Origin of the sequence: Pseudomonas salmasensis, assembly GCF_014268375.2 — a bacterium.
In the GTDB taxonomy this organism is placed as follows: domain Bacteria; phylum Pseudomonadota; class Gammaproteobacteria; order Pseudomonadales; family Pseudomonadaceae; genus Aquipseudomonas; species Aquipseudomonas salmasensis.
The window spans coordinates 4,392,361-4,418,745 of record NZ_CP077083.1; the positions used below are offsets into that span (position 1 = coordinate 4,392,361).

Below are 26,385 nucleotides of genomic sequence, written 5' to 3' on the forward strand. Positions count from 1 at the left end.
ACATCGCTACTTGCAGAGTACGGGGGGGCGTACTGATGTTCGAACTCCGAGTGTTGGATGGTTCGCATCAAGGGGCCGCGCTGCCTCTGTTTGGCGAGCAATGGAGCCTTGGCGCCAACGCGGGCGCCGACCTCTTGCTGGATGACCCTGGTGTCGCCGAGCACCACGCACGCCTGTTATTGCTCGAAGGGCGCTGGTCAGTGCAGGCTGAAGCGGGGTTGCTGAAAAACAGCGATGGGCAAATGTTGGCGCAGATCGGCGATCTGGCACTCAACACGCCGTTTGTGATCGGCTCTGTCAGCTTGTGTGTCAGCCCTGCCGATCATCCTTGGCGCCAGGCATCGGTGCTCAAGCCGCCTCAGCCGGCAACGGAACCTTTGCCCTCGGCGCCATTGCCGCTGACGCTGTCTTCCATTTCCGCGTTGCAGCAAAAACGCCTGGTCAGCCTGGTGCTGCTATGCGCCGTGATCATCGCTGCGGTTGGCATTATCTTCACCGGTGAGCGCGAAGCCCAGGCATCGCTGATGCCGGCGGTCATTCAGAAACCTGGGTTGGACTCACCCGTTGAGGTGCGCCAGCAACTCATGAGGATGCTCAACGAACGCGAATTGCTCCAGCGTGTCAGCTTGCAGATCGTCAATGGTCAGATTGCCCTCAATGGTGTTGTTTCCCAGGATGAAGTGGAACTGATTGCGCGCATGCTCGACCGTTTTGCCGAGCAATTCGACACGGTGGTGCCGGTGATCAGTCGCGTACGGGTACGCGATGGCAGGTTACCGTTCAAGATCTTGCAGATAGTGGGCGGTCCGAATGGTCACGTGGTGCTGGACGAAGGAACCCGCTTATTCGTGGGTGATGAAGTGGATGGTCTGCGCCTGGTTTTGATCGATAACAGCAAAGTGGTTTTCGACGGCGAGCAACGTTATGAGGTGGGCTGGTGAAGGGTTCGCTGCAGGAGCGTCTGGAGGCCTGGCAACTGAACCAGTCACAGGCGTTGAGCAGCTTCGCACCGGTGACGATGCTCGGTCGTATTCAGCGCGTGAACGGCATGCTGTTGCAATGCCGATTGCCGCAGGCCCGTATTGGCGACCTATGCCAAGTCGAAAAAGCACCGGGCGACTACATGCTCGCCGAGATCATCGGGTTCGATCAGCGCGATGCGGTGCTCAGTGCCCTGGGCAATCTGGAAGGTGTGCGTGTAGGGGCGAGCGTTGCGCGGTTGGGGGTTCCGCATCAGGTTCGGGTCGGTGATGAGCTGTTGGGACAGGTGCTGGATGGTTTTGGTCGTCCGATTGCGGGCGATGGTGTGGGCGCGTTCGTGGAAGCGGACACACCTGGGGCGACCACCGTGTTATGTGAGGCGCCTCTTCCTACCGAACGGCCGCGGATCAACCGTGCACTGGCCACGGGTGTGCGCTCGATTGATGGCCTGATGACCCTGGGGGAGGGGCAGCGTGTAGGGCTGTTTGCCGGTGCCGGTTGTGGCAAGACCACCTTGTTGGCCGAGATCGCCCGTAACGTGGAGTGCGATGTGATCGTATTCGGTCTCATCGGGGAGCGGGGCCGGGAGTTGCGCGAGTTTCTTGATCACGAACTGGACGAGCAGTTGCGTGCCAAGGCCGTGTTGGTGTGCGCAACCTCCGACCGCTCAAGCATGGAGCGCGCGCGTGCCGCGTTCACGGCAACCGCGCTGGCCGAAGGTTTCCGGCGTAAGGGCCAGCGGGTGCTGTTGCTGATCGACTCTCTGACCCGTTTTGCCAGGGCCCAGCGTGAAATCGGCCTGGCTGCCGGTGAACCCTTGGGGCGCGGTGGTCTGCCGCCGTCGGTCTACAGTTTGCTGCCACGCTTGGTGGAGCGTGCCGGCTTGACCCGTGAAGGCGTGATCACGGCCATCTATACAGTGCTGATCGAACAGGACTCCATGAACGATCCGGTGGCGGATGAGGTGCGCTCTCTGCTCGACGGTCATATCGTCCTGTCGCGCAAGCTGGCCGAGCGCGGCCACTACCCGGCGGTCGATGTACTGGCCAGCCTTTCGCGGATTCTGAGCAATGTCGCCGAGCCCGTGCATATCCGTGCCGGTACGGCGTTACGACGCTTGCTGTCGGCTTACCAGCAGATCGAGCTGATGCTCAAGCTAGGGGAATATCAGCCCGGCAACGATGCGCTCACCGACCTGGCAGTTGACAGTCGGCAGGCGGTGGATGGCTTTCTGCGCCAGGACTTGCGCGAACCTTCGCCGCTTGCCGCCACCATGGATCAATTGGCTGAGCTGACCGCCCATGTCCCATTCTGAAGTGTTACCGGGTGAAATCGACACTCTGCGACGTTTGCGTCGACACCGTGCTGACCGCGCCGAGCGTGCGCTGCGTGAGGCAAAACGGGCGCAGCAAGCGCTGGTCGCGCACATCCGGGAGGCGCAAGAAGTCCTCGAACAAACCCGCCTGGAAGAGGCCCGGCAATGCGCCGAGCTGTTGAGTCTGCACCAGGGGCAGGTGGTGACGTTCAAGGCGCTGAAAAACTGGAATGCCAAGGAGCGGCAATTATCGGCGGGTACCCGGCGTGAAGAAGGCCAGTTGTTGCAACTCAAACAGCGGCAGCAAGAGCAGGCTGCACAGGTCGGCCACGCGCAGAAACACGTCACCTTGTGCTTGCGCCAGGTGGAAAAAATCCAAGAGCTATCTAAGTTACTGACGCAGGAGCCGATATGAAACAGGTTTCAGTTAGTCCGCCTGAACGTCCGCGTCCGCGTCCGCGTGAGTCTCGCGATGACCGTGCGCCTGAATTCGGCGCCCTGGTGCCTTGGGAGCAAGGACGATTGTTCGCCCGGTTGTTTAACGATGGGGGCCAGGACGGCGGGGGATATGGAGCGTCTCTGAACGCAATCAAAACCTCGGGCGATGTCGCCATGATCGAGGCGTTGACCGAGCAGTTGGCGCCGCGAATGCTCGTCGGTTCGCAATGGCCGATGATGGCGGTTTTTCACCTGGGCCGCCTGGGACGGATCAACGCCAGTATCCGCCGGGAGCAGGGGAGCTGGAATGTCGAGTTGGACGCGGAGCAAGACAACACGGCGCGCTGGCTCAGTGGCGTACGCCAACAATGTGAGCAACGGTTGGCGGCGAGCCTGCGCCAGCCCGTCAATGTGTATCTGGCAAAATCGGCGCAGGCATGATGCTGCCACCTCTGATATTTCCCACATTCAAAGCCGATATTGCGGTTGCCCGGCAGCGGTTGGGGCAAGGGTTGTGTATGCCGTTCGAGGTCGCCGGGTCGAGAGGCGAGTTGAGAATGGAGCCTGGTACTGCTCCGGTGGGTATCCAGCCGCTTTGCTTCGAAACCGCCTGTGGAGTATTGGCCTTCAGCGAGCCAGGACCGCAGTTAAGCCTGATGGGTGAATGCCCGGTGACGTTCGCACAGGCCGGCAACGATCCCGACGCCTGGTTCTGGGAGTTGTTTCAGCATCATCTGAGCCCTCAGGTGCAAGCGCTGTTTGGTTACCTGCGTTTGCTGCCCGGCACCCGCCCCTTGAACTTTGGTTGTCGACTCTGCGTGACGCTCGGCGCCTCTCGCGTCACGGGCTATCTGTGGCTGTCTGTCGAGAGCTTTCTGGCGCTATGCAAGGCGGGGCCGTGGCGGCTCAAGGCGGAGCCAATGCCGGCGCAGTTTCAGCTGGCGGTGGACGTAACGCTCGGGCGCCTGCGGTTATCCATGCACCAACTGCGCAGCTTGCGTGCCGGTGACGTGCTGGTGCTTGAACGAGCCTTTTTCAGTGCGTCGGGAACCGGCCATGTGCAGGTTGGCAAACAGCGTCTGGTGGGCTGGATCGACGCTGGATCCGGGCCGACGCGTCTTACCCTTACTTCTATCGAGGATATGTTTGTGGACGAGGATTTTGCAACACAGCCTTACTCAGGGCATGAGGATGAAACAGCGGTGATGGATGTGTTCGGGCATGAACCCTTCGACGAGCTGAGCATGGCGCTCAACGTACGGTGCGGTACGCTGAACCTGACCCTCGGCGAACTGCGCAACCTCGCGCCCGGCGCGGTGCTGGGAGTCGCCGGCTATGCCCCTGGCACTGCGGGGCTCTACTACGGCGACCGCCCCCTCGGCCAGGGCCAGTTGGTTGAAGTGGACGGGCGGCTGGGGCTGCAGATGACTCGCGTGATCTTTTCTCGATGAGTAGTTTCCAGGGAATAGATCCGGTCGTCCTGGCAATATTTCTGGGGGCATTGTCGTTGATGCCCATGCTGTTGGTCGTCTGCACGGCGTTCCTGAAGATCGTGATTGTGCTGATGATCACCCGCAATGCCATCGGTGTGCAGCAGGTGCCTCCGGGCATGGCCATCAATGGTATTGCCCTGGCGGCCACCCTGTTCATCATGGCGCCTGTAGGCTATGAGATGGCCGAGATCGTCAAGGTGTCGCCCCTGGACCTGACCAGCGTGGGCGCACTTCAGCAGACGGGAATGGAGGCGATCAAACCATTGCGCACCTTCATGCTGCGCAACAGTGACCCGGATATCCTTACCCACCTGTTGGAAAATGCCATGCGCATGTGGCCGGCACAGATGGCGCAGGAGGTCCAACGTGAGGACCTGATCCTGCTGGCGCCGGCCTTTGTGCTGTCACAGTTGCAGGCGGGGTTCGAAATCGGCTTCCTGATCTATATCCCTTTCATCGTGATTGACCTGATTGTCTCCAATCTATTGTTGGCGCTGGGGATGCAAATGGTCTCGCCCATGACCATTTCCCTGCCGCTCAAATTGCTCTTGTTCGTGATGGTCTCCGGGTGGTCGCGGTTGCTCGACAGCCTGTTCCTTTCCTATCTCTGAGTGACCTATGGAACCCATCGTATTATTCAAGCAGGGCATGTTGCTGGTAGTGATGCTGACGGCGCCGCCGCTGATTGTGGCGGTGGTGGTGGGGGTCATGACCTCCCTGGTGCAGGCGCTGATGCAGGTACAGGACCAGACGTTACCCTTTGGTATCAAGCTGGTGGCAGTGGGGATCACCCTGATCATGACCGGCCGCTGGATCGGTGTGGAGTTGATCCAGTTGATGAACGTGACCTTTGACATGATCGGTCGCTCGGCCCTGCACTGAGGTCTTGCCTGTGCTGCTATATCTTGAGTATTTGCCCAGCCTGCTGGTCGCCATGGCGCGTATCTACCCCTGTGCCTTCCTCGTGGCGGCATTCTGTTTTCAACATATACGCGGCATGCTGCGGCACACCATTGTGATGGTCATGGCACTGCTGCCTGCACCTGCCATTCACGTCATGCTGGCGGGCCAGGAATACTCGGCGTTGATGCTCGGTGGGCTGGTCTTCAAAGAGTTGGCCCTGGGATTATTGCTGGGCGTGTTGCTGTCCATGCCGTTCTGGCTGTTCGAGTCGGTTGGGGCGTTGCTGGACAACCAGCGTGGCGCCTTGGCCGGTGGTCAGCTCAACCCATCGCTTGGGCCAGACGCGACGCCAGCCGGGCACTTGTTCAAGCAATTGGCGATTTTTTTGCTGATGGCCAGCATGGGCCTTGGGGCGTTGACGCAGGTTATTTGGGACAGCTATCTGCTCTGGCCACCGACGGTGTGGTTCCCACTGCCCGCTGCCGATGGCTTCGATGTATTTGTCGGCCTGCTGGGCGATACCTTCACGCACATGATGCTCTACGCCGCGCCCTTTATTGCAGTGCTGCTGTTGCTGGAGTTCGGCATTGCCCTGCTGGGGGTCTACAGTCAGCAATTGCAAGTGAGTACGTTGGCGCCGCCCCTCAAGAGCCTGGCGGGTATCGGAGTGCTGTTGTTGTATTTTGCGTTGCTGCAGGACCTGATCGTCGGACGCATGGGCTTGCTTAAAGACCTCAAGCACTCCCTGGGCGTGCTTTTCGAGGTCTCGCTGTCATGAGTGATTCGGGGGAAAAGAAGCACCCCGCGTCAGCCAAGAAGCTGCGCGATCAGCGTAAGAAAGGCCAAGTCGCCCAAAGCCAGGATGTGGGTAAGCTACTGGTGCTGACAGCCATCAGCGAAATCGCCTTGTTCACCGCCGAGAGCAGCTTGCAACGTTTCCAGCAGTTGATGCTGCTGCCGATCTCGCGCCTGTCCTTGCCTTTCCCGCAGGCGCTGGAAGAAGTGATGGTCGAAGGCTTGATGTTGTTTTTCTCCTTCGCCCTGCTGATGGCCGCGGTGGCGATTATCACGAAGCTGGTCAGCAGCTGGATGCAGTTCGGGATTCTGTTCGCACCGGACTCCTTGAAGCTCGACTTCAATCGTCTGAACCCGCTCAGCCAACTCAAGCAAATGTTCTCTGTCCAGTCGGTAATGAACCTGTTGATGAGCATCGTCAAGGCAACACTGCTGGGCCTGATCCTGTACGTGGTGATCTGGCCTTCCCTGGGGGTGTTGATCAATATGGCCAGCAGCGATCTGCAAAGCTACATCCTGGGACTGATCGCCCTGTTCCGCTATCTGCTGCATGCCTGTCTTGGGTTATTGCTGGTGCTGGCGCTTATCGACCTGGCGATGCAGAAGTACTTCTTTGCCAAGCGCATGCGCATGACCCAGGTCGAGGTCGTGAAAGAGTACAAGGACATGGAGGGCGATCCTCACGTGAAGGGGCAGCGCCGCGCCCTGGCGCAGCAATTGGCCCAGGAGGAGCCGAAGGTCAAGCTGCCCAAGCTGGAGGAGTCCGATATGCTGGTGGTCAACCCGACGCACTTTGCCGTGGCCTTGTATTACCGCCCCGGTGAAACGCCGCTGCCCCTGCTGGTGAGCAAAGGGACTGATGATGACGCCCGTGCGTTGATCGCTCGCGCCAAAGCGGCCGATGTACCGGTGATCCAGTGCGTGTGGTTGGCCCGTACGCTGTATACGAACAAGCTGGGGGCGACCATTCCTCGTGAAACCCTGCAGGCCGTGGCATTGATCTACCGCACCCTGCGCGAGCTTGATGATGAGGCCAAGCGTGAAACCCTGGAATTGCCGGAGCTTGATCTGCGTTGATCAGCGCCGGGTACGCGCATCCAGGGTTTCAAGGTTGGCCAACGACAACATTCGGCTGAGGAGCCTGTTGAGCAGGTTGCGCTGTGGAGGCAGTGCATGCCAGATCACCAGGGCGTCCTGTGCGTCAATGTAGATAAAGCAGCCATCGAATGCCACGGCTTGCTCGAAACGCCGCTCCAGCACGTTCTGCAATTGTGAAGCTTGCAGTGCCTCGCGAGCCACGTGCAGGGCCAGGCCCTGACGGGTTCCGGCTTGCAGGCTGCTGGCCGTTACCCCCGGGCCAAGTGTCAGGTGAGCGGCAGAGCCGCCCACCAGGCTGTCGAGGAATACCTGGCGTTCATCGGCCGGGGTTCCTTGGGCGCTCATCGTTCCAGCGACACTGTCTGATAGTCCGCACGCTCTCCGGCAGGGCCGGGTTCGACGCGCATTTGTGGAGGCCACCAGATCACCAGCTTGTCCTGGGTCGATTGCGGACGTGAGCAGGAGTCGCCCTTGCAGGTGGGCGTACAGCCGGCGACAAGCAGCGCCGCGCCGATCAGAGTGACGTACAGCAAGCGATGTTTCATGGCTTGGCCTTTTGGGTTGGAGTGATCAGGGAGGGACGGGGCACGCTGACGTGTTCATCCTTGACCACCGGACGCATGGCGATAAACACTTCTGCTTCCTCGCCCGGCTTGAGCCAAGCGCGCGGCCAGACACTCACGGCCAGGGTTTGCGACGTACTGCATTCCTTTTCGTCGATACGCACATTGCGGTTGAACTGATTGCGCAGCACCACCACGGCTACGTTGTACTGCGGGCCGGCGTACCATTGGCTGCGCTCGGTGTTCAGCGCCAGCAAGTTGCGGGTGCTGCACAAGGTGTTCAACCCCAGGGGCATCGGCGCTACCTTGAAAGCTTTGGGCACTTGCCCTGTGACCAGATGCGCCAGGGTACTGATAATGTCACTGCGCTTGATCTCCGGTTGGTGAGGGTCATAGCGCCTGACCAGGGGTGTGAGAGCGGCCTGCAATTGGGCCTGGTCTGCCTGGGGCAGGTAACGTGACGGGTCGGCCTGGTCGCCGATGACGCGTGGCGTGAGGATAAACAGACGTTCGCGCCGATTGTTCTGTCGTTCAGTCGAGGAAAACAACGCCTTGCCCAATAGAGGAATATCACCCAGCAGGGGCACCTTGCTGTGCTTGTCGATGCTTTCGGTGACGTGGAAACCGCCGATCACGAGCGAGCGTTTTTCGGCCATGATGGCTTGGGTGCTGACTTTGCCTCGGCGTACATCGAAGCTGCCGGGAGTAGGGTTGGCATCTTCGAAGTTACCGTCCTCGATATCTACCAACAACTGGATCTGATGACCGCCACGGCTCGTGATGACGCGCGGCACAACCTGGAAGCCGGTGCCCACGGTGATCGGCAGAATCGTAGCGTTCTGCCGACCGCTGGTCAGGTATTGGGTTCGGTTGAAATCAATCACCGCCGGCTGGTTTTCCAGTGTCAGCACTGACGGATTGGACACCATGGTTGCCAGGCCCTTGGCTTCCAGCGCGCGTATCTCCGCGTCGAAACGACCACGGTTTTCAATTGTCAGTTGAGCGTTGCCGGAAATCAGGTTGGATGCGCCACTGAAGCGACTGCTCTGAAAGCCCCATCTCACCCCGAATTCGCGCAGTTGCGTGCGCTCGATGTCGAGGATGATTGCATCAATTTCCACCAGTTTGCGCGCCACGTCGAGTTGAGTGATCAGTTCGCGATACATCGCCTGCCGTTCCGGCACGTCATAAATCAGGATGGCGTTATTGCGCAAGTCGGCTTCGACGCGGATACGGGCTGGGCTGACGGGGGCACGCGGGGTGATTGACATGCCTATATCGTTAGAGCCGTTCAGCCCGGTTGTCGCGGTGGAGCCGAGCATTTGCCCCAGTAACGGGTTGCTCAAGCGTGGAACCACGGGCGTAATGAACGCGGGCTGGGTGATGGAGCGTTGAGCCTGTGCCGAAGACGTCGAGGTTGAGCGCGGTTCCAGAAGCCCTCGTAGCATGGTGGCTACACCGGGGATGGTGATTTTTTCGTTGCGGTATTCCATTTGGCGGTCCGCCGCGCTGGCGAATTTCAGTGGGTAGCTCAACACGCTCTGTTTTTCATCCGCGGAACGGCGCTGGCTGCTGAAACGCTTGATTTGTTCGATATAAACTTTCGGGCCGGAGACCAGCACAACACCGTCTTCTGGCAACTCGCCCCAGCCGAAACGACTGTCGAGCAAGCCTATATCGGTCAGCGCTTGCTTGAGGTCCGCGATGGTCTCGGAAGAGACTTCCAGGCGTGCCGATTCTTGCTGGTCCAGGGTGCTGATATAAAGGGTGTTGTTGTACATGTACCATTGGAAACGGTGTTCGACCCCCAGCCGGTCGAGCAATGACTGTGGCGTATTAGCGCGTATCTTGCCGTTGACGTTACCTTCGAGCAGGCCCTCGACCTGGAGCTGAGTACCAAATGTCTGGGCAAAATCTTCCAGTACTTCACGCACCGGTTTGTGCTGGGCTTCATAAGCGTAGGCCGTGTTTTTCCATTCGGGAGGGATTGCGGCCAGCGCGCTATCCAGTGGCAGCAGCCACCCAGGCAGCATGATGAGCCAACACCAGGCGGCGCGGTGGGTCGAAGCAGGTACGTGAGGGCGCAAGCGTTTGTGCTTGTCGTTTTTGTCAGGCATGGGAAAGTCTCTGATTAGTGCGATATCGAGCGCAGCGACGTGGGTATGAATGTGCGTACAGGCCGCGCCTGGCGCGCGACAATGGCGCGCCAGGTGTCGCGTTGGTTGAGAAGGGATTCGAGACACTTCGCCAGCTGCTCGCCGTGCCCCATCTCCACACATTGAATAAGCCAAAGCGCACCGGTGGTCGGCGCCAATGCCACTGCGCCCTGAAAATAGCTGAGGCTGGGGCCTCCCAGACGCATCCAGGTGCGCAGCTGGGCTTTGTCTTCGTCTGCTTTGGTCAACTGGACCTTTACCAGCAGTCTGTTCGAAACGCGTTGAAAGATGATTTCGTCGTCGTTCTCAAACAAAGTCAGCTGCCCTTCGTGGCCATTCAGCCAACCGGCAAGGAGTGCTTGCAACTTATTGCACGCCGTCCAGCGCTGTTTTGAGCAGCGTATGCCTGGAGCGCGTGTGTTCGTTGAACGCGATAAGAGAGAGCTTCTGTTGTTTTACGAGGTCGCTGAAATATTCGATATCTGCATCGAGCGCAACCGGATCTTTATAGGCTGTATTCACTCGCTTGATATCAGCCTGAACTTGCTTCAATAGATGGTTTTTCAGGTTTCCGTGAAAGTCCATGATTTTTACTCCAGATGTGTCTGAACTGTGTGGCGGGTTGTTTGCCACCAGTTCCATCGGCAGACATTTTTTTAAAGATATCGCCTGCCTCTACCGCTCTGTCCTACTCGCCTGTAAACAATATTTCTCGCATCGAGGCCCAGTCGATACGAAAATCGCCTTCATCTGTTTCCAGTAGCAGTGATTGAGGTTTGATCTGGTCATCGGGGCGAAGCTTCCAGGGGGTAGAGCCCAACCGGGCCAAGGCTTGGGCTATCTGCTCATGCTCGTGCGGGTGGCAAACCAAGGTTGCCTTGATAGGTGGAATTTGCGTCGCTACCAACTGTTTGACCAATGCCGAAAGACGCTTTGGGGGAGGCACTTCTTCCAACAGGCAGTGGAAGGCTCGGTTGGCAATGGATGTTGCGTAGTGTTCGAGGCTGTCACACATCGACTGGCGTTGACGCTCCCACGCGCTGAGTTGCGCGTGGGCACGTGACCAGAAGTCGAGGCGGGCCTGCTCGAGCATTTCTTCGCGATGCTCAGCCGCCTGGCGCAGCAACTCTTCAGCTTGGGTCTGTGCGCTACCTAGCAACTGCGCGGACTGGACGCAATCGGCGAGCATCTCCCGGGTAATCAATACTTTTGGCTGCCCGCAAGCGCCGTTGTGCAATTCGATTTTGCGTAGGGTCAACATAAACAATGCTCTGGCTTGTTGCAGTTAACGACGATTTGTTTCGCTGCCCGTTGCTTCGATACGCCAGACAATCGCCTGCCACAGCGTATTGAGCCGGCCATGCGCGTCGTCGAGTGGCAGGTGAGTGGTTTCAAGCGCCTGCACCCGGTCTGGGGGCAAGCGCAGCCGAAGACGTTGCCAGACAGCAGGCTCAACCCACGCCCTCAGCAATTGCAGTGGATCATTCTCCGGTTGCAACAGGGCGTCAGGGTGCAGGGCCTTGGCAAGGCGCTCACACCACTTGCGGTGTTCATCGTACAAGGGGCTGTCGACGTTGGGATGGCACGTAAGCTCCAGTAGCGCTATCGCCAGATCGAACTGCTCTCGTGAAGCCAGGGCCAAACCAAGCACCGTTGCACGGGGAGGGGGAGGTAGGCACGGCTCGATGCCCAACGCTGCACACGCCAGTGCGGGTTGGCTGCGACACAGGGCGGGTAATGCGTGGTAGGCCTGGGCGCTGGTCGCATCCGGGTGCGAAAACCGCCACGGACTGGCCCACCATTGGGCCCAGGCCAGATGATCACTCATTCGGTAGATGCGCTGGGACTGACAGGATCCTGCCTTGATCGTCGGCCTCGTATGCGCCAGAACAGCGCAGCGACGAGCGTCAGTATCGCGCCGATAACCAACAAGCTGACAGTGGTACGCCAAAAACCGATGTCTTCCTCGGGGACCAGGAACGGACCGAAATAGCTCAGGCGTTGTTGCTCTTGGTAAGCCGCTGCCGGCACAAAAACCACCGTGAGCTTCTGCGCGTTATCCAATGCAGTGGTCATGCCGGGAATACTACTGGATACCATCCTGCGTACGCGCGCCCGGATGCTGTCGGGCTCCAGTCGCGGGTCATGCTTGATGAACACCGAGGCGGAGGCGGGTTGGACGGGCTCACCGGGAGCCACGCGTTCGGGCAATACCACGTGCACGCGAGCGACGATGACGCCATCGATGTTTGACAGTGTCGCCTCCAACTCCTGGGACAGTGCATAGATATACCGGGCACGCTCTTCCAGTGGGGTAGAGATGACGCCCTCCTTGCGGAAGGTGTCGCCCAGTGTGGCACGGGCGACCTTCGGCAATCCGACCGCTTCGAGTGTGCGAACGGCGCGGCTGATATCGGCTGCATTGACACGCACCACGACGCCGTCCTTGGCAGGCACTTTTTGTGCGCGTATGTGTTTGTCAGCCAGTTCCGCGATGACCTCATTGGCATCCTGCTCGGAGAGTTGGCGATGCAATTCGACACTTTCGCCGCAGCCGCCCAGTATCAGCGTCAGCGAGAAAACTAATCCGATGGATAGAAAACGAATCATTTTTTCCTACTGCAGGTTGCTGACTTTTTCTAGGCATTGCGCGCCCTTGCCGACGCACTTCACCAGGGTTTGGGTCAGCAGTAAGGAGTCTGAAAGATGGGAGGCATAATTAAGCCGATTTTTCTCTTTGAACTCATTGTTGAAGTCTTTCAGGCCTCGACTCATGCCACTTCTCGCCTTGTCCAAATGCTGCAAAGCGTCGGTCAGGGCATTCGATGATGACGTGGCGGTAGCCCGTTGCATCGACGGTTCCAATAACGAGCTGAAAAAGCTCACGTCTTCGCCGTGGTGTGTAGGTTGGGTAGGGGGCCTGCGAGCTGTGAGGCCGTTTTGATATTCGCGTAATACATCGACTTCTTTTATCTGCATATAGACCTCTTGGGGAAACCGCCCTTTGGTGACAAAGGGCGGTAATGCTATTTAGCGCATCGCGTCGATGTTCTTTTTCTTCTCAGAAATCTTGAAGGATTCAATACTTTCCTTCAGGGATTCGCGAACCGCTGCTTTCCTTTCTGCTTTAAGGTCTTCGTTTTCGCCGCCGCCGGAGCTTTGGACAGGGACTTGATAGGTTTGCGGGTTAATGCCAGAAACACTCATAGTGATACTCCAATATCTAAGAAATGATGTTTGAGTCTTGATATGTAGTTGCAATATTGTTGCTTCAATAGGCACTAAATATATCAGGCTCATCCTTGTGTGGTTCCGGGGCGAATATGGTTCCAGTTTTTACTTGAAGGGTGTATCTGGAGATTTCTTCGGTGCCTGTGGCCTGCGCAGTGGGCTACTGTATGTCTAGTTGTTTCATGCGATAGTAAAGCGTTCTCTTCGCCATCCCCAACTCTACAGCCACCTCGTCCACACAGTAGGTATGACGACGCAACGACTCTTCAATCAGAGCTTTCTCGATTTGTTGCAGGCGTTCTTTCAGGTTGATTGGCTCGTTTGTAACGTTCGAGGGGGAGCTTGATAACGGCGCCAGACCCAGCACGAAACGTTTGGCAGTGGAGCGCAGCTCACGCACATTCCCCAGCCATGGGTGGCACAGCAACTGTTGCACCAACTCGCTGCACAGGTTTGGGGCGAGACACTTATAGTGCTCGGCTTCCTCTTGAATCATATTCAGGAACAACGGGACGATTCGGTCACGGCGATTGCGCAGCGGAGGCAGATTGATATTTACGACGTTAAGGCGGAAATACAGGTCGCGCCTGAACCTTCCCTGATCGACCATCTCATGCAGGGATTGCTGCGCAGAGGCGATGACTCGCATATCTACCGGGATAAACCGGGTTGAGCCCAGCCGTTCCACACCCCTTGATTCCAGTACCCGTAGCAGTTTGGCTTGCATGGAGAGCGGCATACTGTCGATTTCATCCAGATACAAGGTACCCAGGTGAGCGGCTTCGATAAAACCCGCACGTGATTGCACTGCTCCGGTATAGGCGCCGCTGTTGACGCCGAACAGTTGGCTCTCTGCGAGGCTTTCCGGGATGGCGGCGCAGTTCACGGCGACAAAATGACCTCGTCGCCCTGACAAACGATGGATCCGTTGGGCCAAGGTATCCTTGCCCGTCCCCGTCTCTCCTAATAATAGAATGTCGATATCGAGCGCCGCAGTACTCTTGAGCGTACGCTCGATGTCCAAGGCTTCAACAGAGGGGAGGTATGTCTCATTTGTTATTTTGTAAGAGGCTGACATAGTCCGGGTACTCCACTATCGCTATCACTTCACTGTTGATAGAACGCTGTTGGCGTACGGCCAGTAGAACGCAAATAATCAAAAATGTCATCGTGGCTGTGAGTATGAAAATGCTGCAGGAGAATGTGTGAAATATTAACTATGTCAGCACGCTGTATTATTCAAGTGCTTTAGTGTTGGTTATTGAGTGTTTGGTGTAGGAGAAGACTTAAGAGTTGAAGGATTCATCGTTCAAATGCATCGCCGCATCTGGATGATTAAGGTTTCTATGTAAAGGGTCTTTAGTTGCGTGGTAGATAGAAATAGGAGGCAACAAAAAACCGACGCAATGCGTCGGTTTCTTGTATAGGGCAGGGTGTTCAGCTAACGCTTATACGTTAAAGCGGAAGTGCATCACATCGCCGTCTTTAACAATGTAGTCCTTGCCTTCCAGGCGCCATTTACCGGCTTCCTTGGCACCGGCTTCGCCCTTGAACTGGATGAAGTCGTTGTAGGCGATCACTTCGGCGCGGATGAAGCCTTTTTCGAAGTCGGTGTGAATCACGCCGGCGGCCTGTGGCGCAGTGGCACCAACCTTGACGGTCCAGGCGCGGACTTCTTCGACACCGGCGGTGAAGTAGGTCTGCAGGTTGAGCATTTCGTAGCCGGCGCGGATCACGCGGTTCAGGCCAGGCTCTTCCAGGCCCAGGGCCTCGAGGAACATGTCCTTTTCTTCGCCGTCATCGAGCTCGGCGATTTCCGCTTCGATCTTGTTGCACACCGGAACAACGATGGCGCCTTCTTCGTCGGCAATAGCCTTGACCACGTCGAGCAGTGGGTTGTTCTCGAAGCCGTCTTCGGCAACGTTGGCGATGTACATCACAGGCTTGGTGGTCAGCAGGTGGAAGCCCTTGATCACGGCCTTCTCGTCTGCGCCCATGTTCTTCATCAGGCTACGCGCTGGCTTGCCTTCGGTGAAGTGCGCGATCAGTTGCTCCAGCAGGCCCTTCTGGACCACTGCATCCTTGTCGCCGCCCTTGGCGTTACGCGCGACTTTCTGCAGTTGCTTTTCGCAGCTATCGAGGTCGGCGAAGATCAGTTCCAGGTCGATGATCTCGATGTCGCGCTTGGGGTCGACGCTGTTGGAGACGTGAATCACGTTCTCGTCTTCAAAGCAGCGGACCACGTGGGCGATGGCATCGGTTTCGCGGATGTTGGCCAGGAACTTGTTGCCCAGGCCTTCACCTTTCGAGGCGCCGGCGACGAGGCCCGCGATGTCGACGAACTCCATGGTGGTCGGCAGGATGCGCTTGGGATTGACGATGGCCGACAGTGCGTCAAGACGCGGGTCCGGCATCGGCACAATGCCGCTGTTGGGTTCGATGGTGCAGAAGGGGAAGTTCTCCGCCGCAATACCGGACTTGGTCAGGGCGTTGAACAGGGTGGATTTGCCGACGTTGGGCAGGCCGACGATGCCGCAATTGAATCCCATGGTGTTTCCCCTCGGTAAGAGTCAGGCCTTCTGGCTGTGCAGGTTTTTCATCGCACGGTTCCATTCACCGGCGAAGATATCCGGCAGCACGCCGAGGGCAAAATCGATGCTGGCATCGAGTTTTTCCTGTTCGGCGCGTGGCGCACGACCCAGGACGAAATTTGAAACCATACTGGCAACGCCTGGGTGGCCAATGCCGAGCCGCAGGCGGTAAAAATTATTCTGATTGCCCAGCTGCGCGATGATGTCGCGCAGGCCATTGTGCCCACCATGCCCGCCGCCGAGCTTGAGCTTGGCTACGCCGGGTGGCAGGTCCAGTTCGTCATGGGCCACCAGGATTTCTTCGGGTTTGATCCGGAAGAAGCCCGCAAGCGCCGCGACAGCCTGGCCGCTGCGGTTCATGTAGGTGGTGGGAATCAGTAGACGAACATCCTGACCCTGGTGCGAGAAGCGCCCGGTCAGGCCAAAATATTTGCGATCGGCCACCAGATTGATGCCTTGGGCGTGGGCGATACGCTCAACAAAAAGGGCCCCCGCGTTATGCCGGGTCTGTTCGTATTCGGCGCCTGGATTTCCCAGGCCAACGATCAGTTTAATGGCAGTCACGACAGGGGCCCTTCCTTTGGAGTTGTGGATAACATCGCCGTACCCGTGTGCGGCGAAAGTGGACGACACTACATCATTTACTCAAGAGTAAACGCCGCGTTATCGCCCGCTTTCTCGCTACGTTTCGGTCCGCGATGTTTCCTCAAGCTCCGGCAATACAGAGTGAATTACTCTGCAGCGCCTTCTTCAGCTTCTGGAGCAACGCGTGGAGCGTGAACGTTGGCAACAGCTTTGTCATCACCGTGAGCCAGTGCAACAAACTCAACGCCTTTAGGGGCCTTGAGGTCGGACAGGTGAACGATGGTGCCGATTTCCAGAGCCGACAGGTCGACTTCGATGAACTCAGGCAGGTCTTTCGGCAGGCAGGTCACTTCGATTTCGTTCAGGACGTGAGAGATCTCGCCGCCTTTCTTGACCGGAGCTTCTTCACCCACAAAGTGCACAGGCACGATGGCGGTCAGTTTCTGGCCAGCTACAACGCGAACGAAGTCAGCGTGCATGATGAACTGCTTGGAAGGGTGACGCTGCATCGCTTTAACGATGACGTTCTGCTTGGCGCCGTCGACGTTCAGCTCGATAACGTGGCTGTAGGCAGCTTCGTTTTCGAACAGCTTGGCGATTTCCTTGGCCAGGATGGTCACGGATTCAGCAGGCTTGTTACCACCGTAGACAACGGCTGGGATGTTGGCGGCGTGACGCAGGCGGCGGCTCGCACCTTTCCCCAGGTCAGTACGCGCTTGGGCGTTCAGAGTAAATTCGTTCATGTTGTATCTCCAAAATAGCCATCATCGAGGGGCGTTTGCGACCAGCGCCGAACTCGATATGGGCAAAAAAGCCCCGCCCCAGCGGAATGCTGGGGCGGGGCGCTTTTCGTCAGTGAGGTGATCCGTTGGTTTGACCCTTAACGGAACATCGCGCTGATCGATTCTTCATTGCTGATGCGGCGAACCGCTTCGGCAACGACCGGTGCAATATCCAGTTGACGGATACGTGCACAGGCTTGAGCTGCGGCGGACAACGGGATGGTGTTGGTCACCACCAGTTCGTCCAGCACGGAGTTCTCGATGTTCTCGATCGCTCGGCCCGACAGCACAGGGTGTGTGCAGTAGGCGAAGACTTTTGCTGCACCGTGCTCTTTCAAGGCTTTCGCCGCGTGGCACAGAGTGCCGGCGGTGTCGACCATGTCATCAACCAGAATACAGGTACGCCCTTCGACATCACCGATGATATGCATCACTTCAGAGTGATTGGCTTTCTCACGGCGTTTGTCGATGATCCCGAGGTCCACGCCCAGGGATTTGGCAACAGCCCGTGCACGCACGACGCCACCAATGTCCGGGGACACGATCATCAGGTTTTCAAAGCGCTGGTCTTCGATGTCATCCACCAGAACGGGGGAGCCGTAGATGTTATCTACCGGAATATCGAAGAACCCCTGGATTTGGTCAGCGTGCAGGTCAACCGTGAGCACACGGTCGATACCTACCACGGTCAGCATGTCAGCAACGACTTTCGCGCTGATAGCCACACGTGCGGAACGCGGACGGCGATCCTGACGGGCATAACCAAAGTAAGGGATTACAGCTGTGATTCGAGTCGCTGAGGAGCGGCGGAAGGCATCAGCCATCACGACGAGTTCCATCAGGTTATCGTTGGTCGGAGCGCAGGTCGGCTGAATAATGAAGACGTCTTTACCGCGGACATTTTCATTGATCTCGGCTGTAATTTCGCCGTCGGAGAATTTACCGACAGAGATGTCACCGAGAGGGATATGCAGCTGACGTACGACACGCCGAGCCAGATCGGGGTTGGCATTCCCCGTAAAGACCATCATCTTGGACACGCGCAGTACCTAGAGGCTGAGGGTAACCTGGATGAGTATTAGAAAATGGCAGGGGCGGCTGGATTCGAACCAACGCATGGCAGGATCAAAACCTGCTGCCTTACCGCTTGGCGACGCCCCTGTATCTGTTGCAACGAGTGCCTAACACTCGGTTCCTTTTAGAGCAGACTTTGCAGCTTGCGATGCAACATCGAAACGTTGCTTCCCTTTGCTACAAACCCTGTAAGGGTCTCTGTAAGAAGGGCCGAGACTTTATCAGCTTCAGCTTTGCTTGGGAAGCCCCCAAACACACAACTTCCAGTTCCGGTTAATTTTGCTTCGGTAAATTTACCTAACAAATTCAAAGCGTTACGTACCTCTGGATAACGCCTTGCTACAACCGGTAAGCAGTCATTTCGACTGTTTTCCTTGGGAACGGGGCGCACTTTAATGGGAGAAGAGTTACGTGTCAACAACGGATCTGAAAAAATTTCTGCTGTACTTACAGATACTTGCGGCACCAGCACGACATACCAAGGTTCTTCGGGCTCTACAGGGGTGAGTTTCTCGCCGACGCCTTCAGCAAATGCGGCGTGCCCACGCACGAAAACCGGGACGTCGGCGCCCAGCGTAAGGCCCAGCGCAGCAAGGCGGTCATGGTCCCAGCCCAGTTGCCATAAGTGATTGAGGCCTAACAAGGTGGTGGCGGCATTTGAGCTGCCACCACCGATACCACCGCCCATGGGCAGGATTTTGTCGATCCAGATATCGATGCCGAGTGTGCAGCCAGAGTGTTCCTGAAGTTTTTTTGCCGCCCGCACAATCAGATTGCTGTCGTGGGGCACACCGTCGAATTCGGTGTGCAGCTGGATCACGCCATCGTCACGCACCGCAAAGGTCAGCTCATCGCCGTAGTCGAGAAATTGAAACAGCGTCTGCAACTCGTGGTAGCCATCTTCACGGCGACCGAGGATGTGTAGCATCAGGTTGAGCTTGGCGGGGGAGGGCAGGGTCAATTTTTGTGCTGACACGTTATTGCCCCAGCTTGCGCGGTTGCCAGTCCTTGATCACCAGCGTGACATCAAGGTCGGTGCCATGCAGCTTGATACGTTCTGGGAGCCAGTAGCCGCGTTGTTCCACATAGCTCAAATATTCGACCTGCCAGCCATCCTGCTCCAGGGTGGCGAGCCGGCTGTCGCCATTGAGGCTCAGACGGCTCTTGCTGTCCGGCGCCGGCAAGCCGCGCACCCACCAGACCAGATGCGAGACGGGCAACTTCCAGCCAATCTGCTGCTCCAGCAGTTCTTCCGGGGAGGTCGCCTCGTAGCGGCCCTGGTTGGCCACTTCCAGGCTGACTTGCCCTGGCCGGCCAGTCAGGCGGGCTGCGCCACGACCCAGGGGGCCCGAGAGGCGAATGTCGTAGTAGTCCTGGCGTTGCAGCCAGAAGAGGGTGCCGCTGCCGGAGTCTTTCGGCGCACGCACCCCGACCTTGCCCTCGATCTGCCAGCCATCGATGCTGCTGAGCTGGTCCTTGTGTTGTTTCCATTGGGCCGGGTTGCCCTGGCCTTCAACGGATTCACGGCTGCCGATGCCCGCGCAACCGGCGAGCAGGGCGATGAAACTGAAAACAATAACGTGGCGCAAGAACATAAATTTAAAGGGTCTCGGATCCGGTCAGGCGCTTGATGGTGCTGCGCAGGATGGGGCTGTCGGGTTGTTCCTTGAGGAATTTTTCCCAGATTTGTCGGGCTTCGCGTTGCTTGCCATTGGCCCAGAGCACTTCGCCCAGGTGCGCGGCGACTTCCTGGTCCGGGAAACGCTCCAGTGCCTGGCGCAGCAAGCGTTCGGCCTCGTCGAGGTTGCCCAGGCGGTAATTTACCCAGCCCAGGCTGTCGAGCACGGCCGGGTCTTCCGGGTTGAGCGCATGAGCCTGTTCGATCAGCACCTTGGCTTCGGCGTAGCGCGTGGTGCGGTCGGACAAGGTGTAGCCCAGGGCGTTAAGGGCCATAGCGTTGTCCGGGTCACGCTTGATGATCAGGCGCAGGTCTTTTTCCAGCTGCGCCAGGTCATTGCGTTTTTCTGCCTGCATGGCGCGGGTGTACAGCAGGTTCAAATCGTCGGGGTATTGCAGCAACGCCTGTTGCAGCAGTTTCCACGCGCGTTCGCCCTGTTTGTTGGCCGATAAGGTCTCGGCCTGGATCAGGTACAGCTGGATGGCGTAGTCCGGCTCGGCATCGCGGGCCGCGGCCAGGCGTTTTTCCGCTTCGTCGGTGCGGCCATTGCTCATCAGAATATCGGCCTGGCGCAACTGCGCGGGCAGGTAGTCATTGCCGGGCCCGACCTGGGCATATTCAAGCAGGGCCGCCTGCGGGTCGTTGCGCTCTTCAGCGATGCGGCCCAGGTTCAGGTGTGCCGAGTCCACGTGGCTGTCACGTTCGATCAGCTCTTGCAGGTAGCCCTTGGCCTCGTCCCAGGCTTTGGCTTCCAGGCACACCAATGCCAGGGAATAACGCAGTTCGTCGTCGTCCGGGTATTGTTGGACCAGGTTGGCGAACTGCACTTTGGCGTCTTCCATCCGGTCCTGCTCCACCAGCATGCGCGCATAGGTCAGGAGCAGGCGCTTGTCGCCGGGGTATTTCTTGATGCTTTTTTCCAGCAGCGGAATCGCTTCCTTGCCGCGGTTAAGGCTTTGCAGCAGGCGTGCACGCAACAGGATCGGCGCGATTTCGCCTTCTTCCGGCGGGTTCTGTTCCAGCAGCTTGAGCGCGGCGTCGGCTTCATCGTCCTGTTGCAGCAGCAGGGCCTTGCCGAAAATCAACTGACTGTTCTTCGGGTGCTTTTGCAGCAGCCGATCAAAACTCTTCATCAGCCCGTTGCGCGTGTCCTGGTCGGTGTCTGCGGCCGACAGCGCAAGAAAGTCAAAATGCGTGTCGCCCTTGCCCTGCAGAACCTTCTCCATATAGACCATGGAGTCGTCATAGCGCCCGGCACGTGCCAGTTGCACGGCTGCGGCGCGCTGGGCTTCCAGGTCATCCGGGGCGTTTTTGGCCCAGATCAGCGAGGTGTCCAGCGCTGCCTGGTCGGCGCCCAGGTATTCGGCGATGCGAAACGCTCGCTCGGAAATTCCCGGGTCCTGGGTGTTGATGGCCTGGGTCACGTAATTATCCAGCGCAATATCGAAGCGATTGCGCTGGCCGGCCAGTTCAGCGGTCAGCAGGCTGTAGATCGTTTCTTCACTGAACGAGGAATAAACCTTGGGCTTTTCAGGGGCGGGAGTGCTGTCTTCCACCGGCGACGTAGCGTCCGGCGATACGGGTGCCATGGCCTGGCAGCCGCTGAGGAAGACAAAAGCGAGGAGCAACGCGGAAGATCTATTCATATAGGAAGAGGACGACTAACCTGCGGTCGGATCATCATGACACAAGCCTTCGGCCAAACATAACCGGGGCACTCGGAATACGACTATTGCTGCCTTTTGCCTTTCCTTTGTAGGAGCGAGCTTGCTCGCGAAAAACCTGAGAGCGTCGCTGAGCGCCAGGCTTGCCGCGTTATCGTTGACGATTTTCGCGAGCAAGCTCGCTCCTACAAAAGCGCATTGATAGGCACAAGGTATAGGGACAATAGACGACGGTGGTTGTTCTGGATCTTTCGAAGTAGGACAATTGTCGGCTTCCCGACATCATCAGCGATATTGAATGGCCTTCCTCGCACTCGGTATTAACCACAAGACTGCCTCCGTAGACGTGCGCGAGCGCGTGGCGTTTACGCCAGAGCAGTTGGTTGAGGCCCTGCAGCAGCTCTGCCGGCTCACCGACAGCCGCGAAGCTGCGATCCTTTCGACCTGCAATCGCAGCGAGCTCTATATAGAGCAGGAACATCTTTCAGCCGATGTCGTGCTGCGCTGGCTGGCCGATTATCACCATTTGAGCCTCGATGACCTGCGCGCCAGCGCTTATGTGCATGAAGAGGATGCGGCAGTTCGTCACATGATGCGCGTGGCGGCCGGTCTCGACTCGCTGGTATTGGGCGAACCGCAGATCCTCGGCCAGATGAAGTCCGCCTACGCCGTAGCGCGCGAGGCCGGCACCGTCGGCCCGTTGCTGGGCCGCCTGTTCCAGGCCACCTTCAATTCCGCCAAGCAAGTGCGTACCGACACGGCCATCGGCGAAAACCCGGTGTCCGTGGCCTTTGCCGCCGTAAGCCTGGCCAAGCAGATTTTCAGCGACTTGCAGCGCAGCCAGGCCCTGCTGATCGGCGCCGGGGAAACCATCACCCTGGTGGCCCGTCACCTGCACGACCTTGGCGTGAAGCGTATCGTGGTCGCCAACCGCACCCTGGAGCGCGCCAGCATTCTGGCCGAGCAGTTCGGTGCCCATGCGGTGCTGCTGTCGGACATTCCCGCTGAGCTGGTACGCAGTGATATCGTCATCAGTTCCACTGCCAGCCAATTGCCGATTCTGGGCAAGGGTGCGGTCGAGAGTGCGTTGAAGCTGCGCAAGCACAAGCCGATCTTTATGGTGGATATCGCCGTTCCTCGGGATATCGAGCCTGAAGTCGGCGAGTTGGACGACGTTTACCTCTATAGCGTCGATGATCTGCACGAAGTCGTCGCCGAAAACCTCAAGAGCCGTCAGGGCGCCGCCCAGGCCGCCGAGGAAATGGTCAGCACGGGCGCTGAAGATTTCATGGTGCGCCTGCGTGAACTGGCGGCAGTGGATGTGCTCAAGGCGTATCGTCAGCAGGGCGAACGCCTGCGTGATGAAGAGTTGCTCAAGGCCCAGCGCATGCTGGCCAACGGCAGCGGCGCCGAAGAGGTGCTGATGCAATTGGCCCGTGGCCTGACCAACAAACTGCTTCACGCCCCTAGCGTCCAGTTGAAAAAGCTTACCGCCGAAGGCCGCCTCGATGCGCTGGCCATGGCCCAGGAACTCTTTGCCCTCGGTGAGGGCGCGTCAGACAGCTCTTCGGATAAAAAACCGCAATGAAAGCGTCACTGCTCAATAAACTGGACGTGCTCCAGGACCGTTTCGAAGAACTGACCGCCTTGCTCGGCGATGGCGAGGTCATTTCCGATCAGACCAAATTCCGCGCCTATTCCAAGGAATACGCCGAAGTTGAGCCCATTGTGGCCACTTATAAAAACCTGCTGAAAGTTCAGGCCGACCTTGAAGGCGCCCAGGCCCTGCTCAAGGACAACGACCCGGACATGCGCGAAATGGCCGTGGAAGAAGTCCGCGAAGCCAAGGAAAAACTCGCCGAGCTTGAGGGTGATTTGCAACGCATGTTGCTGCCCAAGGACCCTAACGACGGGCGCAACGTGTTCCTCGAAATCCGCGCCGGTACCGGTGGCGACGAGGCGGCGATTTTTTCCGGCGACCTGTTCCGCATGTATTCGCGTTATGCCGAGCGTCGTGGCTGGCGCGTGGAGATCCTCTCCGAGAACGAGGGCGAGCACGGCGGCTATAAAGAAGTCATCGCCCGGGTTGAGGGCGACAACGTCTACGGCAAGCTGAAGTTCGAATCCGGTGCGCACCGCGTGCAGCGAGTGCCGGCCACCGAGTCCCAAGGCCGTATCCACACCTCGGCGTGCACCGTCGCCGTGTTGCCTGAGCCGGACGAACAGGAAGCCATCGAGATCAACCCGGCGGACTTGCGCGTCGACACCTACCGCTCATCCGGTGCGGGTGGCCAGCACGTTAACAAGACCGACTCGGCTATCCGTATCACTCACCTGCCGTCGGGCATTGTGGTGGAGTGCCAGGAAGAACGTTCCCAGCACAAGAACCGTGCGCGGGCCATGTCCTGGTTGTCGGCCAAGTTGAACGACCAGCAGACCAGCGCTGCGGCCAACGCGATTGCCAGCGAACGCAAGCTGCTGGTGGGCTCCGGCGACCGCTCCGAGCGTATCCGCACCTACAATTTTGCCCAGGGCCGGGTTACCGACCATCGGGTCAACCTCACCCTGTACTCCCTCGACGAAATCCTCGCCGGTGGCGTGGATGCGGTGATCGAGCCGTTGCTCGCCGAATACCAGGCCGACCAACTGGCGGCGATAGGTGACTAAATGACCATCATCGCCAGCCTGCTGCGCGCCGCTGACCTGCCCGACTCGCCGACAGCGCGCCTGGACGTGGAGTTGCTGCTGGCCGCTGCCCTGGGCAAATCGCGCAGCTACCTGCATACCTGGCCGGAAAAAATCGTCAGCAGCGAAGACGCCCTGACCTTTGCCAGCTACCTGCAGCGCCGCCGCAGCGGCGAGCCGGTGGCCTATATTCTCGGCCAGCAAGGCTTCTGGAAACTCGACCTGGAAGTGGCTCCGCACACGCTGATCCCGCGCCCAGAAACCGAGCTGCTGGTGGAGGCTGCCCTGGAATTGCTGCCCGCCACGCCCGCCCAGGTCCTGGACCTGGGCACCGGCAGCGGCGCCATCGCCCTGGCCTTGGCCAGCGAACGCCCGGCCTGGCAGGTCACGGCGGTCGACCGCGTGCTGGAGGCCGTGGCCCTGGCCGAGCGCAATCGCCAACGCCTGCACCTTCATAACGCCACGGTGCTGAGCAGCCATTGGTTCAGCGCCCTGCAAGGCCATCGCTTCGACCTGATTATCAGCAACCCGCCCTACATTGCCGACAATGACCCGCACCTGGTGGCCGGTGATGTGCGCTTCGAGCCGGCCAGTGCGCTGGTGGCGGGGCACGATGGCCTGGACGATTTGCGCCTGATCATTGCAGAGTCGCCTGCTCACCTGAACGACGGCGGCTGGCTGTTGCTCGAACACGGTTACGACCAGGCGCTGGCCGTGCGCGACTTGTTGCTGAACCAGGGCTTTGAAGGCGTACACAGCCGCATCGACCTCGGCGGTCACGAACGCATCACCTTGGGGCGCCGCTCGTGCTGACCGATCAGGAGCTGTTGCGCTATAGCCGGCAGATTCTGTTGCAGCATGTGGACATCGACGGCCAATTGAGCCTGAAGCAGAGTCGCGCGTTGATCGTCGGCCTGGGTGGCCTGGGCGCTCCAGTGGCGCTTTACCTGGCCGCTGCTGGGGTGGGCGAGTTGCACTTGGCGGATTTCGATACGGTCGATTTGACCAACCTGCAACGCCAGATCATCCATGACACTAACAGCGTGGGGCAGACCAAGGTCGAGTCGGCCATGGGGCGCCTGAAGGCGATCAACCCTGAAGTCACCCTGGTCGCCCATCGTGCTGCGCTGGATGCCGACTCGCTGGCCGCTGCGGTCAACGCAGTGGACCTGGTGCTCGATTGCAGCGACAACTTCTCTACCCGCGAGGCGGTCAACGCGGCCTGCGTAACCGCTGGCAAACCGTTGATCAGTGGCGCGGCCATTCGCCTTGAGGGGCAATTGTCGGTATTCGACCCCCGTCGCGCCGACAGCCCCTGTTACCACTGTTTGTATGGGCACGGCAGCGACACGGAACTGACCTGCAGCGAAGCCGGCGTCGTCGGGCCGTTGGTGGGGGTGGTTGGCAGCCTGCAAGCGCTGGAAGCCTTGAAGCTGCTGGCCGGTTTTGGTGAGCCGTTGGTGGGGCGCTTGTTGTTGATCGATGCGCTGACCACGCGTTTTCGTGAGTTGCGCGTCAAGCGCGACCCAGGCTGCAGTGTCTGCGGGACTCATCGTGGATAAAGGCGCGCCTATTGGTGTGTTCGATTCCGGCATTGGCGGCTTGACGGTGCTGGAAGAAATCCAGCACTTATTGCCCCACGAATCATTGCTGTACGTGGCGGACTGCGGGCATATCCCCTATGGCGAGAAAACCCCCGCGTTCATTCTTGAGCGTTCTCGCTCTGTCGCTGAGTTTTTCCGCGAGCGGGGCGCCAAGGCGTTCGTGATTGCCTGTAACACGGCAACCGTCGCCGCCGTCGCCGATTTGCGCCAGGACTACCCCGACTGGCCGTTGGTCGGCATGGAGCCTGCGGTCAAGCCTGCTGCTGCTGCCACGCGCAGCGGTGTGGTGGGTGTGCTTGCCACCACCGGCACCCTGCAAAGCGCCAAGTTCGCCGCCTTGCTCGATCGCTTCGCCACCGATGTGCGCGTGATTACCCAGCCGTGCCCAGGCCTGGTGGAGTTGATTGAAGCCGGCGACCTCAACAACCCGGCCTTGCGCGCCCTGCTGCAAGGCTATATCGAGCCGCTGCTCAGCGCCGGTTGCGACACCATCATCCTGGGTTGCACCCATTATCCCTTCCTCAAGCCACTCCTGGCGCAGATGCTGCCCCCCAGCATCATCCTCATTGATACCGGCGCCGCCGTGGCGCGCCAGCTCAAGCGCTTGCTGGGTGAGCGCGACCTGCTGGCCGCTGGCGAACCTGAACCCGCACAGTTCTGGACTAGCGGCGATCTGTCCCACCTCAGAAATATCCTACCGGCACTTTGGAAACATCCTGGAGTTGTGCGAAGCTTTGGCTCGTGAAAAT

Annotated in this window: 32 protein-coding genes and 1 tRNA gene; 14 read left to right on the plus strand and 19 right to left on the minus strand. The window is 58.8% G+C overall.

Annotated elements, in window-relative coordinates; all coding sequences use genetic code 11:
- Positions 1-35 precede the first annotated feature (35 nt).
- The 9 genes from HU731_RS19595 to sctU are packed head-to-tail and all read left to right on the plus strand — an operon-like array spanning position 36 to position 7,002.
- On the plus strand, positions 36-941 hold the full coding sequence (locus HU731_RS19595) for an FHA domain-containing protein (protein WP_186608451.1): 906 nt from the start codon (positions 36-38) through the stop codon (positions 939-941).
- Positions 938-2,296 carry a FliI/YscN family ATPase gene (locus HU731_RS19600; RefSeq protein WP_056785417.1) on the plus strand — a complete coding sequence of 453 codons (1,359 nt, stop codon included), beginning with the start codon at positions 938-940 and terminating at the stop codon, positions 2,294-2,296. Before HU731_RS19595 ends, HU731_RS19600 begins: the two co-directional genes overlap by 4 nt.
- Positions 2,283-2,711, plus strand: a complete 429-nt coding sequence (gene sctO, locus HU731_RS19605) for a type III secretion system stalk subunit SctO (RefSeq protein ID WP_056785412.1) — start codon at positions 2,283-2,285, stop codon at positions 2,709-2,711. The genes HU731_RS19600 and sctO overlap by 14 nt, the downstream gene beginning before the upstream one ends.
- A complete protein-coding gene (locus HU731_RS19610) occupies positions 2,708-3,175 on the plus strand; it encodes a type III secretion system HrpP C-terminal domain-containing protein (RefSeq protein WP_186608450.1) in 468 nt (155 codons plus the stop codon). The genes sctO and HU731_RS19610 overlap by 4 nt, the downstream gene beginning before the upstream one ends.
- Positions 3,172-4,185, plus strand: a complete 1,014-nt coding sequence (locus tag HU731_RS19615) for a FliM/FliN family flagellar motor switch protein (protein ID WP_003188327.1) — start codon at positions 3,172-3,174, stop codon at positions 4,183-4,185. The genes HU731_RS19610 and HU731_RS19615 overlap by 4 nt, the downstream gene beginning before the upstream one ends.
- Complete coding sequence (sctR, locus tag HU731_RS19620) at positions 4,182-4,838, plus strand: type III secretion system export apparatus subunit SctR (protein WP_003188328.1); 657 nt, start codon at positions 4,182-4,184, stop codon at positions 4,836-4,838. Before HU731_RS19615 ends, sctR begins: the two co-directional genes overlap by 4 nt.
- Positions 4,839-4,845: 7 nt before the next feature.
- On the plus strand, positions 4,846-5,109 hold the full coding sequence (gene sctS, locus HU731_RS19625; RefSeq protein WP_003188329.1) for a type III secretion system export apparatus subunit SctS: 264 nt from the start codon (positions 4,846-4,848) through the stop codon (positions 5,107-5,109).
- A gap of 10 nt (positions 5,110-5,119) precedes the next feature.
- Entirely contained in the window at positions 5,120-5,908 is a 789-nt protein-coding gene (gene sctT / locus HU731_RS19630) for a type III secretion system export apparatus subunit SctT (protein WP_186608449.1), read from the plus strand.
- Positions 5,905-7,002, plus strand: a complete 1,098-nt coding sequence (sctU, locus tag HU731_RS19635; RefSeq protein ID WP_003188332.1) for a type III secretion system export apparatus subunit SctU — start codon at positions 5,905-5,907, stop codon at positions 7,000-7,002. The genes sctT and sctU overlap by 4 nt, the downstream gene beginning before the upstream one ends.
- On the opposite strand, the gene HU731_RS19640 is transcribed toward sctU, so the two are convergent.
- The 19 genes from HU731_RS19640 to HU731_RS19730 form a co-directional block, all read right to left on the minus strand.
- Positions 7,003-7,368, minus strand: a complete 366-nt coding sequence (locus HU731_RS19640) for a hypothetical protein (RefSeq protein WP_056785398.1) — start codon at positions 7,366-7,368, stop codon at positions 7,003-7,005.
- On the minus strand, positions 7,365-7,568 hold the full coding sequence (gene hrpT / locus HU731_RS19645; protein ID WP_032893674.1) for an HrpT family type III secretion system protein: 204 nt from the start codon (positions 7,566-7,568) through the stop codon (positions 7,365-7,367). The genes HU731_RS19640 and hrpT overlap by 4 nt, the downstream gene beginning before the upstream one ends.
- Positions 7,565-9,703: a type III secretion system outer membrane ring subunit SctC gene (gene sctC / locus HU731_RS19650; protein WP_186608448.1), complete on the minus strand. Its 2,139-nt coding sequence runs from the start codon at positions 9,701-9,703 to the stop codon at positions 7,565-7,567. Before sctC ends, hrpT begins: the two co-directional genes overlap by 4 nt.
- Positions 9,704-9,717: 14 nt before the next feature.
- Positions 9,718-10,107: a type III secretion system chaperone gene (locus HU731_RS19655; protein WP_186608447.1), complete on the minus strand. Its 390-nt coding sequence runs from the start codon at positions 10,105-10,107 to the stop codon at positions 9,718-9,720.
- A 1-nt stretch (position 10,108) separates the two neighbouring features.
- On the minus strand, positions 10,109-10,327 hold the full coding sequence (locus tag HU731_RS19660) for a hypothetical protein (RefSeq protein WP_032893671.1): 219 nt from the start codon (positions 10,325-10,327) through the stop codon (positions 10,109-10,111).
- A 103-nt stretch (positions 10,328-10,430) separates the two neighbouring features.
- Positions 10,431-11,003: a type III secretion system stator protein SctL gene (sctL, locus tag HU731_RS19665; RefSeq protein WP_056785390.1), complete on the minus strand. Its 573-nt coding sequence runs from the start codon at positions 11,001-11,003 to the stop codon at positions 10,431-10,433.
- A gap of 24 nt (positions 11,004-11,027) precedes the next feature.
- Positions 11,028-11,570, minus strand: coding sequence for a type III secretion protein (locus HU731_RS19670; protein WP_186608446.1), 543 nt, complete (start codon positions 11,568-11,570; stop codon positions 11,028-11,030).
- Positions 11,567-12,352, minus strand: a complete 786-nt coding sequence (gene sctJ / locus HU731_RS19675; protein WP_186608445.1) for a type III secretion system inner membrane ring lipoprotein SctJ — start codon at positions 12,350-12,352, stop codon at positions 11,567-11,569. The genes HU731_RS19670 and sctJ overlap by 4 nt, the downstream gene beginning before the upstream one ends.
- Positions 12,353-12,358: 6 nt before the next feature.
- Positions 12,359-12,721, minus strand: a complete 363-nt coding sequence (locus HU731_RS28565; protein ID WP_225931498.1) for an EscI/YscI/HrpB family type III secretion system inner rod protein — start codon at positions 12,719-12,721, stop codon at positions 12,359-12,361.
- A 51-nt stretch (positions 12,722-12,772) separates the two neighbouring features.
- Positions 12,773-12,949: a type III secretion effector protein gene (locus HU731_RS19685; protein WP_186608444.1), complete on the minus strand. Its 177-nt coding sequence runs from the start codon at positions 12,947-12,949 to the stop codon at positions 12,773-12,775.
- Between the two features lie 184 nt (positions 12,950-13,133).
- Positions 13,134-14,051 carry a sigma 54-interacting transcriptional regulator gene (locus HU731_RS19690; RefSeq protein WP_186608443.1) on the minus strand — a complete coding sequence of 306 codons (918 nt, stop codon included), beginning with the start codon at positions 14,049-14,051 and terminating at the stop codon, positions 13,134-13,136.
- Between the two features lie 370 nt (positions 14,052-14,421).
- Entirely contained in the window at positions 14,422-15,522 is a 1,101-nt protein-coding gene (ychF, locus tag HU731_RS19695; RefSeq protein WP_032893664.1) for a redox-regulated ATPase YchF, read from the minus strand.
- Positions 15,523-15,543: 21 nt separating this feature from the next.
- The gene (gene pth, locus HU731_RS19700) at positions 15,544-16,128 is read right to left on the minus strand and encodes an aminoacyl-tRNA hydrolase (protein WP_003188350.1); all 585 of its coding nucleotides are present in this window, start codon (positions 16,126-16,128) and stop codon (positions 15,544-15,546) included.
- 167 nt (positions 16,129-16,295) lie between these two features.
- The gene (locus HU731_RS19705; RefSeq protein WP_186608442.1) at positions 16,296-16,892 is read right to left on the minus strand and encodes a 50S ribosomal protein L25/general stress protein Ctc; all 597 of its coding nucleotides are present in this window, start codon (positions 16,890-16,892) and stop codon (positions 16,296-16,298) included.
- 137 nt (positions 16,893-17,029) lie between these two features.
- Positions 17,030-17,971 carry a ribose-phosphate pyrophosphokinase gene (locus HU731_RS19710; protein ID WP_003171603.1) on the minus strand — a complete coding sequence of 314 codons (942 nt, stop codon included), beginning with the start codon at positions 17,969-17,971 and terminating at the stop codon, positions 17,030-17,032.
- A gap of 46 nt (positions 17,972-18,017) precedes the next feature.
- A tRNA-Gln gene (locus HU731_RS19715) sits at positions 18,018-18,092 on the minus strand.
- A gap of 37 nt (positions 18,093-18,129) precedes the next feature.
- Positions 18,130-18,981 carry a 4-(cytidine 5'-diphospho)-2-C-methyl-D-erythritol kinase gene (gene ispE, locus HU731_RS19720; protein ID WP_186608441.1) on the minus strand — a complete coding sequence of 284 codons (852 nt, stop codon included), beginning with the start codon at positions 18,979-18,981 and terminating at the stop codon, positions 18,130-18,132.
- A 1-nt stretch (position 18,982) separates the two neighbouring features.
- On the minus strand, positions 18,983-19,600 hold the full coding sequence (gene lolB / locus HU731_RS19725; protein WP_186608440.1) for a lipoprotein insertase outer membrane protein LolB: 618 nt from the start codon (positions 19,598-19,600) through the stop codon (positions 18,983-18,985).
- A 4-nt stretch (positions 19,601-19,604) separates the two neighbouring features.
- Positions 19,605-21,329, minus strand: a complete 1,725-nt coding sequence (locus tag HU731_RS19730) for a tetratricopeptide repeat protein (protein WP_003188355.1) — start codon at positions 21,327-21,329, stop codon at positions 19,605-19,607.
- Between the two features lie 316 nt (positions 21,330-21,645).
- On the opposite strand from HU731_RS19730, the gene hemA reads away from it, so the two are divergent.
- The 5 genes from hemA to murI are packed head-to-tail and all read left to right on the plus strand — an operon-like array spanning position 21,646 to position 26,381.
- The gene (gene hemA / locus HU731_RS19735) at positions 21,646-22,935 is read left to right on the plus strand and encodes a glutamyl-tRNA reductase (protein ID WP_003188356.1); all 1,290 of its coding nucleotides are present in this window, start codon (positions 21,646-21,648) and stop codon (positions 22,933-22,935) included.
- Positions 22,932-24,014: a peptide chain release factor 1 gene (gene prfA / locus HU731_RS19740; protein ID WP_044271404.1), complete on the plus strand. Its 1,083-nt coding sequence runs from the start codon at positions 22,932-22,934 to the stop codon at positions 24,012-24,014. The genes hemA and prfA overlap by 4 nt, the downstream gene beginning before the upstream one ends.
- Positions 24,015-24,845, plus strand: coding sequence for a peptide chain release factor N(5)-glutamine methyltransferase (prmC, locus tag HU731_RS19745; protein ID WP_186608439.1), 831 nt, complete (start codon positions 24,015-24,017; stop codon positions 24,843-24,845).
- On the plus strand, positions 24,839-25,594 hold the full coding sequence (locus HU731_RS19750; protein ID WP_186608438.1) for a molybdopterin-synthase adenylyltransferase MoeB: 756 nt from the start codon (positions 24,839-24,841) through the stop codon (positions 25,592-25,594). The genes prmC and HU731_RS19750 overlap by 7 nt, the downstream gene beginning before the upstream one ends.
- The gene (gene murI, locus HU731_RS19755) at positions 25,587-26,381 is read left to right on the plus strand and encodes a glutamate racemase (protein WP_186608437.1); all 795 of its coding nucleotides are present in this window, start codon (positions 25,587-25,589) and stop codon (positions 26,379-26,381) included. The genes HU731_RS19750 and murI overlap by 8 nt, the downstream gene beginning before the upstream one ends.
- Positions 26,382-26,385 lie beyond the last annotated feature (4 nt).